Origin of the sequence: Paraburkholderia caffeinitolerans, from assembly GCF_902859945.1 — a bacterium.
Taxonomy (GTDB): domain Bacteria; phylum Pseudomonadota; class Gammaproteobacteria; order Burkholderiales; family Burkholderiaceae; genus Paraburkholderia; species Paraburkholderia caffeinitolerans.
Genome location: NZ_CADIKL010000030.1, coordinates 86,131 through 97,147 on the forward strand (window position 1 = coordinate 86,131; position 11,017 = coordinate 97,147).

General features: G+C 65.1%; 9 protein-coding genes. 4 read left to right on the forward strand and 5 right to left on the reverse strand.

Annotation, left to right across the window (positions count from 1 at the left end; translation table 11 throughout):
• Window positions 1-41 precede the first annotated feature (41 nt).
• The 5 genes from HV773_RS25235 to gatC form a co-directional block, all read right to left on the reverse strand.
• Entirely contained in the window at window positions 42-824 is a 783-nt protein-coding gene (locus HV773_RS25235) for an exodeoxyribonuclease III (RefSeq protein WP_129560890.1), read from the reverse strand.
• 61 nt (window positions 825-885) lie between these two features.
• Complete coding sequence (locus tag HV773_RS25240; RefSeq protein WP_129560889.1) at window positions 886-1,722, reverse strand: PPK2 family polyphosphate kinase; 837 nt, start codon at window positions 1,720-1,722, stop codon at window positions 886-888.
• 114 nt (window positions 1,723-1,836) lie between these two features.
• Window positions 1,837-3,312, reverse strand: coding sequence for an Asp-tRNA(Asn)/Glu-tRNA(Gln) amidotransferase subunit GatB (gatB, locus tag HV773_RS25245; protein ID WP_129560888.1), 1,476 nt, complete (start codon window positions 3,310-3,312; stop codon window positions 1,837-1,839).
• Between the two features lie 2 nt (window positions 3,313-3,314).
• Complete coding sequence (gatA, locus tag HV773_RS25250) at window positions 3,315-4,817, reverse strand: Asp-tRNA(Asn)/Glu-tRNA(Gln) amidotransferase subunit GatA (RefSeq protein WP_129560887.1); 1,503 nt, start codon at window positions 4,815-4,817, stop codon at window positions 3,315-3,317.
• A 165-nt stretch (window positions 4,818-4,982) separates the two neighbouring features.
• Window positions 4,983-5,282, reverse strand: a complete 300-nt coding sequence (gene gatC / locus HV773_RS25255; RefSeq protein ID WP_028217261.1) for an Asp-tRNA(Asn)/Glu-tRNA(Gln) amidotransferase subunit GatC — start codon at window positions 5,280-5,282, stop codon at window positions 4,983-4,985.
• A 381-nt stretch (window positions 5,283-5,663) separates the two neighbouring features.
• Between gatC and HV773_RS25260 the strand changes: the two genes are divergently transcribed.
• The 4 genes from HV773_RS25260 to mrdA all read left to right on the forward strand — a co-directional run.
• Window positions 5,664-6,707 carry a rod shape-determining protein gene (locus tag HV773_RS25260; protein ID WP_004189550.1) on the forward strand — a complete coding sequence of 348 codons (1,044 nt, stop codon included), beginning with the start codon at window positions 5,664-5,666 and terminating at the stop codon, window positions 6,705-6,707.
• A gap of 189 nt (window positions 6,708-6,896) precedes the next feature.
• Complete coding sequence (gene mreC / locus HV773_RS25265) at window positions 6,897-7,997, forward strand: rod shape-determining protein MreC (RefSeq protein ID WP_129560886.1); 1,101 nt, start codon at window positions 6,897-6,899, stop codon at window positions 7,995-7,997.
• Window positions 7,997-8,509, forward strand: a complete 513-nt coding sequence (gene mreD, locus HV773_RS25270) for a rod shape-determining protein MreD (protein ID WP_129560885.1) — start codon at window positions 7,997-7,999, stop codon at window positions 8,507-8,509. Before mreC ends, mreD begins: the two co-directional genes overlap by 1 nt.
• A 133-nt stretch (window positions 8,510-8,642) precedes the next feature.
• Window positions 8,643-11,017 (forward strand): penicillin-binding protein 2 (gene mrdA / locus HV773_RS25275; protein ID WP_246282388.1); only part of this gene is annotated, 2,375 nt, incomplete at its 3' end.

Sequence of the window (11,017 nt, forward strand, 5' to 3'; positions counted from 1 at the left end):
GGCCTGAAACGAGCTGAAGGCCCCCGCCGCGCGACGCGCGCTCAGCGCTTCTTGATCTTGTAGTCGTAATCGACGGTCAGCGGCGCATGGTCGCTGAACTTGATGTCCTTGAAGACGGAAGTGTGCTTCGCCGTCGCCGCGATGCCCGGCGTTGCAATCTCATAATCGATACGCCACCCCACGTTCTTCGCGTAGGCCTGGCCACGGTTGCTCCACCACGTGTACTGCTCGGGGCGCGGATCGAGCGTGCGGAACACGTCCACGTAGCCAACGTCGTCGAAGAGCTTCGTGAGCCACGCGCGCTCTTCGGGCAGGCAACCCGAGTTCTTCTGGTTGCCCTTCCAGTTCTTGATGTCGATTTCCTTGTGGACGATATTGACGTCGCCGCACAGGATCACTTCGCGCTCGCGCTTGAGGGCTTCGAGATGCGGCAGGAACGCATCCATGAAGCGATATTTCGCCTGCTGGCGTTCATCGCCGCTCGAACCCGACGGCACGTACACCGAAATCACCGAGAGCTTGCCAAAGCGCGTCTCGACGTAACGGCCTTCCGCGTCGAACTCGTCGTTGCCGAAGCCGATGATTACGTCGTCGGGTTCGTGGCGCGTGTAGACGCCCGCGCCGCTATAGCCCTTCTTCACGGCGTGCTGGAAATAGCCCTTGAAATCGTGCGGCGCCATGAATTCGGGCGTCATATCGTCCTGCGAGCACTTGATTTCCTGCACGCAGAGCACGTCGGCATTCTGCTCGCCGAACCATTCGAAGAAACCCTTCTTCGCCGCGGAGCGGATGCCATTGAGGTTCGCGGTGATCACACGCAGCATGTCTTTAGTCCTTTTGATTTGCGCGGGTTGGGGGGGAGCGCATCGAGGCCGCTCTGGAGCATTACTCGACCGTCACGCCCTTGAGTTCGGGCTTGGCGGGTGGAAATTCGAGTTTCAATCCGTCCATCAAACGCAGCAGCAACTCGGCCACCATCACATTGCGATGCGTTTTCGAATCGGCGGGAATCACGTACCAGGGCGCAATCTCAGTCGACGTGGCCGCGAGCGCATCGCGATACGCCGCCTGGTAGGCGTCCCACTGCTTGCGCGCCTCGATATCGGAGAGATCGAATTTCCAGTGCTTGGTGGGATCGTCGATACGCGCCTGGATGCGGCTGCGCTGCTCGTCTTTCGAAATGTGCAGCCAGCACTTGATGATGGTCGTGCCGTTCTCCACGAGCATGGTCTCGAAATCGCGGATCTGCCGGTAGCGGCGCTCGCACGCTTGCGGGTCGATCTGGCCGGTCACGCGCGGCACGAGCACGTCTTCGTAGTGGCTGCGATTGAAGACGGCCAGTTCGCCGGCGGCGGGCACCTGCATATGCACGCGCCAGAGGAAGTCGTGCGCCGACTCGATAGGCGTCGGCGCGCGAAACGGCACGATGCGCAGGCCGAGCGGGTCGACCTCGCGGAATACGCCTCGCACGGTGCCGTCCTTGCCGCTCGTGTCCATGCCCTGGAGCACGAGCAGCACACGATGGTGACGCTGCGCATGCAGGCGCTCCTGCTGCTCGTCGAGCCTCGCGCCGATTTCCGCGAGGCGCGCGCGGTCGCCGTCCTTGCTGCCGGTCGAAAACGGCTTCGCGGCCGGGTCGATCGCCTCGGGCGCGAACTTCTCCGCTTTCTTGTCGCCGAAATACGGCACGCGGTAATCGTCGAGACTCGGTGACTTAGCCATGCGCTGCACTCCTCCTGGTTACTGGTCCCTGAAACGGCAAGGCGGCACCGCACGCCATGCGCGCGACGCCGCCCCACGACGACTTGCGTCAATCCGAACGCCAGCCCGGCTCGATCAGCCCAGCTTCTTCTTCAGCAGTTCGTTGACTTGCTGCGGGTTAGCCTTGCCCTTGGTGGCCTTCATTGCCTGGCCGATCAGCGCGTTGAACGCCTTTTCCTTGCCGGCGCGGAATTCCTCGACCGACTTCGGGTTCGCCGCGAGCACCTCGTCGATGATCGCTTCGAGCGCGCCCGTGTCTGAAATCTGCTTGAGGCCCTTCGCTTCGATGATGCGATCCACCGCGCCTTCGTCGGTCGCCTTCTCATCCCACATCGCCTGGAAAATTTCCTTGGCGATCTTGTTCGAGATCGTGCCGTCGGCGATGCGTGCGAGCAGCACGGCAAACTGCGTGGCCGAGACCGGCGATGCGGCGATGTCGAGGCCTTCGCGGTTCAGTTGCGACGAGACTTCGCCCATCAGCCAGTTTGCGGCGGCCTTGGCTTGCGCCGCGCCAGCCTTCGCCACGACCGCTTCGAAGTACGCCGCCATCGCCTTCGTCGACGTGAGCACGTTCGCGTCGTACGGCGTCACGCCGTACTGCTCGATGAAGCGCGTTTGCATCGTCGCGGGCAGCTCGGGCATCTCGCCTTTCACGCGCTCGACCCACGCCGCGTCGATCACGAGCGGCATGAGGTCGGGGTCGGGGAAATAGCGGTAATCGTGCGCGTCTTCCTTGCTGCGCATCGAGCGCGTCTCGCGCTTGTCCGGGTCGTAAAGGCGCGTTTCCTGCACCACCGTGCCGCCGTCTTCGATCAGCTCGATCTGGCGGCGCACTTCGTACTGGATCGCTTCTTCGAGAAAGCGGAACGAGTTCAGGTTCTTGATCTCGGCGCGCGTGCCGAATTCCTTCTGGCCGACCGGACGCACCGAAACGTTCGCGTCGCAGCGGAACGAGCCTTCCTGCATGTTGCCGTCGCAAATGCCGAGCCACACGACGAGCGTGTGCAGCGACTTCGCATACGCCACCGCTTCGGCGGCGCTGCGCATTTCAGGTTCGGTGACAATTTCGAGCAGCGGCGTGCCGGCGCGATTCAGGTCGATGCCCGTCATGCCGGCGAAGTCTTCGTGCAGCGACTTGCCCGCGTCTTCTTCGAGGTGCGCGCGCGTGAGATTGATGGTCTTCTCATACGCTTCCTTGCCGGCCTTTTCATTGGCGGGCACCTGGATCGTGATCTGACCGCCCTGCACGACCGGAATCTCGTACTGGCTGATCTGATAGCCCTTCGGCAGATCCGGGTAGAAGTAGTTCTTGCGCGCGAAGATGCTGCGCGACGCGATCGTCGAGCCAATCGCGAGGCCGAAGCGGATCGCGCGCTCGACGGCGCCGCGGTTCATCACCGGCAGCACGCCCGGCAGCGCGAGATCGACGGGGCAGGCCTGCGTATTGGGCGCGGCGCCGAACTGCGTCGATGCGCCAGAGAAGATCTTCGACGCCGTCGACAATTGCGCGTGCGTCTCGAGACCGATAACGACTTCCCACTGAGTTGCCATGTTCACACCCCTGCCGGCGCCTTGCGATGCCATTCGGTCGCGCGCTGGTAAGCGTCGGCGACCTGCAGCATGCGGGCCTCGTTGAAATAGTTGCCGACGATCTGCAGACCGACCGGACGTCGTGCGTTCGCACCGGCGCCGAAGCCGCACGGCACGCTCATGCCGGGCAGGCCCGCGAGGCTCGTGGAGAGCGTGTAGATGTCCGCCAGATACATCTGCAGCGGATCGTCGCCCTTCGCGCCGAGATCCCATGCCACGCTCGGGGCCACCGGGCCCATGATCACGTCGCACTGCTTGAACGCTTCCTGGAAGTCCTGCGCGATGATGCGCCGGATCTTCTGCGCCTGCAGGTAGTACGCATCGTAGTAGCCGTGCGAAAGCACGTAGGCGCCCACCAGAATGCGGCGCTTCACCTCATGGCCGAAGCCCTCGGCGCGCGACTTCTTGTACATATCGAGCAGGTCGGTGTACTCGGCCGCGCGATGGCCAAAGCGCACGCCGTCGAAGCGCGAAAGGTTCGACGAGGCTTCCGCCGGCGCGATCACGTAATAAACGGGGATCGAGAGCTCGGTTTTCGGCAGCGTGACTTCCACCAGCGTGGCGCCGAGCGATTCGTAGACCTTGAGCGCGGCGTCGATGGCGGCGCGCACGTCGTCGGCAAGACCCGCGCCGAAGTATTCCTTCGGCAGACCGATGCGCAGGCCCGCGAGCGGCTTGTCGGCGCTTGCACCGGCGTTTGCGCTGGCGCTCCACGTCTGGCCGAGGTGGCGCGTGTAGTCTTCGTCGTCGCGCTGGAGGCTCGTGGAGTCGCGCTCGTCGAAGCCGGCCATCGCATTGAGCAGCAGCGCGCAGTCGGCGGCGCTGTGCGCCATCGGGCCGCCCTGGTCCAGCGACGAGGCGAACGCGATCATGCCGTAGCGCGACACGCGGCCATAGGTCGGCTTGATACCCGTGATGCCCGAGAACGACGCGGGCTGACGGATCGAGCCGCCCGTGTCGGTGCCGGTCGCCGCCACGGCCAGACGCGCGGCCACGGCCGCGGCCGAGCCGCCCGACGAGCCGCCCGGCACGGCCTGCTTGTCCCACGGGTTCTTCACGGCGCCGAAATGCGAGTTCTCGTTGGACGAGCCCATCGCGAATTCGTCCATGTTGGTCTTGCCGACGCAGACCATGCCGGCGCGCTCGAGACGCGTCACGACGGTCGCGTCGAACGGGCTCACATAGTTGGCCAGCATCTTCGAGCCGGCGGTCGAGCGCCAGCCACGCGTGACGAACACGTCCTTGTGCGCGAGCGGAATGCCGGTCAGCGGGCCGGCGTTGCCGCCCGCGATAAGCGCGTCGGCGGCCTTGGCCTGCGCGAGCGTGAGCTCGGGATTGACGTCGACAAAGGCGTTCAGATCTTGATTCGCATCAATTCGGCTCAAAAAATGCTGAGCCAGTTCGACGGCGGAGCATGCCTTTGCGGCCAGCGCGGCGCGCAATTCGGTCAAACTTTTGTCATGCATTGCGTGATTCCTGGAAGAACGTAACGGCGCGTCCACAACGTTTCGCGCCGCCGGGAGCGCCTCGCACGCGAGTGCGGGCTGCGCCGGATTCGGGTTTCCGTATTCGTGAAGTTAAGGTTATCTAACTCGAACTTCATCGAAAATGACGGGAAATGAGCGCGTTGTTTACTCAATCACGCGCGGCACGAGGTAAAGTCCGTCCTGTACCGCGGGCGCGGGACGCTGAAAGGCGTCGCGGTCCACGGTTTCGGTTACCGCGTCCTCGCGCAGCCGCAGCGCGACGTCTTCGATCTGCTCGATCGGATGCGCGAGCGGCGCGATGCCCGTGGTGTCCACGGCCTGCATCTGCTCGACGAGCCCGAAGAAGTTATTCAGGCGCTCGAGCGTATTGCCGGCCTCGGCTTCGGCCAGTTCGAGGCGCGCAAGATGCGCGATGCGCTTCACATCGGTCAGGGTCAGGGCCATGCGGTCACCGGAAAAAAAGAGGCTGAGGTAGCGCGGAAAAATCAGTGCTGCAACAGCGGTTTATCGCCCCGGATCCGGGGGTAGAGAAAAGCTTCGACGAAGTCAAAAACTGCCCGTCGGATCCTGCAAAACAGGCAAAATTATAAGGTATCATTACGCGTTCGACTCAAACCCGGACCGCCTTGCGCCCGCCTTTCAACCCTGATCGCTACAACGAGCGCTCAGGCGGCGCCCAGCGTGGCCAACTCCGGTGAAACCATTCCCGCAGTTTCAGGCTCCTCGCGGCGGCGCTTTCCGCCCGTCCTGAGGCTGTTATTTTTCCGCTGCCGCCCCGTGACCCGCTCGTCCCAAGGTCGGCCACAAGCGAGACAGGATTTTTGAATGTTCGGTTTTCTGCGTAGCTATTTCTCCAACGATCTCGCGATCGACCTCGGCACCGCCAACACCCTGATCTACATGCGCGGCAAGGGCATCGTCCTCGACGAACCCTCGGTCGTGTCGATTCGCCAGGAAGGCGGCCCCAACGGCAAAAAGACGATCCAGGCGGTCGGCAAGGAAGCCAAGCAGATGCTTGGCAAGGTGCCGGGCAACATCGAGGCCATCCGCCCGATGAAAGACGGCGTGATCGCCGACTTCACCGTCACCGAGCAAATGATCAAGCAGTTCATCAAGACTGCACACGAATCGCGCATGTTCTCGCCGTCGCCGCGCATCATCATTTGCGTGCCGTGCGGCTCGACCCAGGTCGAGCGCCGCGCGATCAAGGAAGCCGCGCACGGCGCCGGCGCCTCGCAGGTCTACCTCATTGAAGAACCGATGGCCGCTGCAATTGGCGCGGGCCTGCCGGTTTCGGAGGCAACGGGTTCGATGGTCGTCGACATCGGCGGCGGCACGACCGAAGTGGGCGTGATCTCGCTCGGCGGCATCGTGTACAAGGGCTCGGTGCGTGTGGGCGGCGACAAGTTCGACGAAGCCATCGTCAACTACATCCGCCGCAACTACGGCATGCTGATCGGCGAACAAACCGCCGAAGCCATCAAGAAGGAAATCGGCTCGGCGTTCCCCGGCTCCGAAGTCAAGGAAATGGAAGTGAAGGGCCGCAACCTGTCGGAAGGCATTCCGCGCAGCTTCACCATTTCGAGCAACGAAATCCTCGAAGCGCTCACCGACCCGCTGAACCAGATCGTCTCGTCGGTGAAGATCGCGCTCGAGCAAACGCCGCCGGAACTGGGCGCCGACATCGCCGAACGCGGCATGATGCTCACGGGCGGCGGCGCGCTGCTGCGCGACCTCGACCGTCTGCTCGCCGAGGAAACCGGCCTGCCGGTGCTGGTGGCGGAAGATCCGCTCACCTGCGTGGTGCGCGGCTCGGGCATGGCGCTCGAACGCATGGACAAGCTCGGCAGCATCTTCTCGTACGAGTAAGCGCTGCCGCGTTGCACAGCCTTGGTGCGCAACTCCAGGCAAAGGCTGCGCAATTGAAGCACACTTGGCTGCTGCGGCGGCAAGCACACCACCGCAGCGTCCGCGACGCGGCGCCCCTTATGGCGCCGCTGTTGCATTTCATGTCTCACCGTTAGTTTCACCGAACCGCACACGCGCCCGGCGCCGACCATGGAATACAGTCCGCCGCCTTTATTCAAACAAGGCCCCTCGGCACTCGCACGGCTGATCTTCTTCGTCGTTCTGTCGATTGCGCTGCTGATCTCCGACGCTCGCTTCAAGACCCTCGAAGTCGTGCGCGGCGTGCTCGGCGCAGGCCTTTATCCGCTGCAACGCGCCGCCCTCGTGCCGCGCGACCTCTTCATGGGCGCGGCCGACCTCGCCGTGACGAGCGCCGCGTTGCGCCAGGACAACGCAAAACTGCACGCGCGCAATCTCCAGCTCTCGCAGCAAGCCAACGACGCGGCCTCGCTCGCCGCCGAAAACACGCATCTGCGCGCGCTGCTGCAGCTTTCGCAGCGCATCGGCGCGCAGACCACGCCTGCCGAGATCCAGTACGACACGCGCGACCCGTTCACGCAGAAGGTCGTGATCGGCGGCGGCACGCAGCAGGGCGTGCAGAACGGCTCGCCCGTGGTGAGCGAAGACGGCGTGATCGGCCAGGTCACGCGCGTGTTTCCGATGCAATCCGAAGTCACGCTCGTGACCGACAAGGACCAGGCGGTGCCGGTCGAGATCGTGCGCACCGGCCTGCGCAGCGTGATCTACGGCACGGCCAAGGGCGATCTGCTCGACCTGCGCTTCGTGCCGATCAGCGCCGACGTGCAAGTGGGCGACGAGCTCGTGACGAGCGGTCTCGACGGCGTTTATCCGCAAGGGCTGCCAGTCGCAAAGGTGCTGCGCATCGACAAGCAGGCCGACACGGCTTTTGCGCGCGTGATCTGCGTGCCGCTCGCAGCGGTGCGCGGCGCACGCGAGGTACTGGTGCTGCATTACGTGCCGCAAGTGCCGCCGAATCCGGTCGAGGCTGCCGAAGCCGCTTCCGCCGTTGCCGCCGCCGAGGCCAAGGACGCGAAGAAGAAAAAGTCGAAGGCTGCTGACAAGAAGGCCGACGACAAGTCGAAGCCCGCCGCTAATGTACCAACCGGCGCACCAACCGGCGCGCCAGCCAATGCCCCGGCGCCGCAGGCGAAAACCCAGGCGGCGGGACATGCGAGCGCCGCGGCGAAGGCGCCGGCCGCCGCGCCCGCGAAGCCGCAGGGAGGACACTGATGACGCGTCCGCAATACATCCTGCAGCCGGTCAACCCGTATTTCATCGCGTTCAGCCTCGCGGCTGCGTTCCTGCTGAACCTGCTGCCCTGGGGCAAGCTGCCGGGCGTCCCGGACTTCGTCGCGCTCGTGCTGCTGTTCTGGAACATCCACCAGCCGCGCAAGGTCGGCATGGGCATTGCGTTCTGCCTCGGCCTGCTGATGGACGTGCACAACGCGAACCTGCTGGGCGAGCACGCGCTCGCCTACACGCTGCTCTCCTACGGCGCGATCACGATTCACCGCCGCGTGCTGTGGATGTCGCTCGGCGTGCAGATGTTCGCTGTCATGCCGATGCTCGTCGGCGCGCAGGTCGTGCCGTTCGTGGTGCGCCTGCTGATGGGCGCGCCGTTCCCGGGCTGGGGCTACCTGGTCAGCGGCTTCGTGGAGGCCGTGCTCTGGCCGGTCGCCAGCATCGTGCTGCTGCTGCCGCAGCGCCGCCCCGTCGACCCCGACGACACCCGGCCCATCTAAGCGGCGCGCGCGCCGCTCACCGTTGAAAGACGCAATCGATGACCCACCCTTACCACCGGCACTACCGGCACAATCGGCACAATCGGCCCGCCGCAGCGCCTGAGCAAGGCGCGGGCTCCGGTGCTCCGAGCGCATGACCGAATTCAAGGACACCCAGCAGCAGCTCACGAAGTTCCGCCTGCGCGTCGCGGCGGCGGGCGTGTTCGTGTTCGTCTGCTTCGGGCTGATTGCGTTCCGGTTCCTCTGGCTGCAAGTCTGGAACCACAACAAGTACTCGCTGCAGGCCGACGAGAACCGCATCTCGGTCGCGCCCATCGTGCCGAACCGCGGCATCATCACCGACCGCAACGGCGTCGTGCTCGCGAAGAACTACTCGGCGTACACGCTCGAAATCACGCCCTCGAAGCTCACTGACACGCTCGACAACACCATCGACGAACTCTCGACGGTGATCCCGATCGACGCGCGCGACCGCCGTCGCTTCAAGAAGCTGCTCGAAGACTCGAAGAACTTCGAGAGCCTGCCGATCCGCACGCGCCTCACCGACGAGGAAGTCTCGCGCTTCACCGCGCAGCGCTTCCGCTTTCCCGGCGTGGAGGTGCGCGCGCGCCTGTTCCGTCAGTACCCGCTCGGCACCACGGCCGCGCACGTGATCGGCTATATCGGCCGCATCTCGCAGCGCGACCAGGAGCGCATCGACGACATGAGCGACAAGAATGACGACGATCCCGAGCATTACGATCCGCGAGTCGACGCGAACAACTACAAGGGCACCGACTACATCGGCAAGATCGGCGTCGAGCAGAGCTACGAAACCGAGCTGCACGGCCTGACCGGCTTCGAGGAAGTCGAAGTGACGGCGGGCGGGCGCCCCGTGCGCACGCTCAAGCGCACCCAGGCGACGCCCGGCAACAACCTCGTGCTCTCGCTCGACATCGGCTTGCAGCAAGTGGCCGAGCAGGCCTTCGCTGGCAAGCGCGGCGCGCTGGTGGCAATCGAGCCGTCGACGGGCGACATTCTCGCGTTCGTTTCGGCGCCGAGCTTCGACCCGAACTCATTCGTGGACGGCATCGACCAGCAGACCTGGGACGCGCTGAACAACTCGCCCGATCACCCGCTGCTGAACCGTCCGCTGCACGGCACCTACCCGCCGGGCTCGACCTACAAGCCGTTCATGGCGCTTGCCGCACTCACGCTGCACAAGCGCACGCCGGGCTGGGGCTTCTCGGACCCGGGCTTCTACATGTTCGGCGGCCACCGCTTCAACAACGACGTTCGCTCCGGCCAGGGCTGGGTCGACATGAACAAGGCGATCATGGTGTCGAACGACACCTACTTCTTCATGCTCGCGCACGACCTGGGCGTGGACAACATCGCGAACTTCATGAAGCCGCTCGGCTTCGGCCAGTTGACCGGCATCGACATCGCGGGCGAGGCGCGCGGCATCCTGCCCTCCACCGAGTGGAAGCGCAAGGCCTATCGCAGGCCCGAGCAGCAGCGCTGGTACGAGGGCGAGACCATCAGCCTCGGCATCGGCCAGGGCTACAACTCATTCACGATCCTCCAGCTTGCCCACGCGACGGCCACGCTCGCCAATAACGGCATTCTCATGAAGCCGCACCTCGTGAAGGAGATCGAAAATCCGATCACGAAGGCGCAGCACCTCACCGTGCCGAGCGAAAGCGGGCGGCTGAACGTAAAGCAGTCCGATATCGACGTCGTGAAGCGCGGCATGGAAAACGTGGATATGAACCCCTCGGGCACGGCCTACGCGGTCTTCAGGAACGCGCCCTACACTTCGGCGGGCAAGACTGGCACGGCGCAGGTGTTCTCGCTGCAGGGCGGCAAGTATCAGGCGCACGCGCTCGCCGAGCATCTGCGCGACCACGCGCTCTTCATCGCGTTCGCGCCCGCCGAAAAACCGCAGATCGCCGTTGCGCTGATCGTCGAGAACGGCGGCTGGGGCGCGCAATCGGCGGGCCCGATCGCGCGCCGCGTGCTCGACTACTGGCTCGTCGATCGTCTGAAGCCCGGCGTCGAGCAGGCCGCCGTGGCCGATGCGGCCTCGGCCACGCAGGATGCGTCCGCGCCCACGATCGGCGGTGCGCCGCTGGCCAGTTCGGGAAGCGCCGGGACAACGCCGGTCAGGGTTGCGACGGGTTTCACGCCGCTGCCGATTCCCGGCGCGGCCTCGGCGGCCGAAGCGGCTTCGGCTGCGGCGGCTGCTTCCGCTGCTGCGGCGGCCTCCGAAGCTTCAGCAGCATCGGGCGCCTCCGTCCCGACGGCGCGAGCCGGCGCGGCCAAACCCGCTAGCGCGAGTGCCCGCGAGAAAACGCACAAGGCAAGCGCCGGGCAGGTCGCCCCCGAGGCGCCCCAAGGCAGCGATGCCGTGAACGGCGGCACCGCGACCGCCACGCCGCGCACTGCGGCCTCGGACGACGAAGCTGCGGCCCAGCGCCCGGCCGCCGCCTCGCTGCCCCGCCATTTCGGCCCCGGCCCGCATCGCCC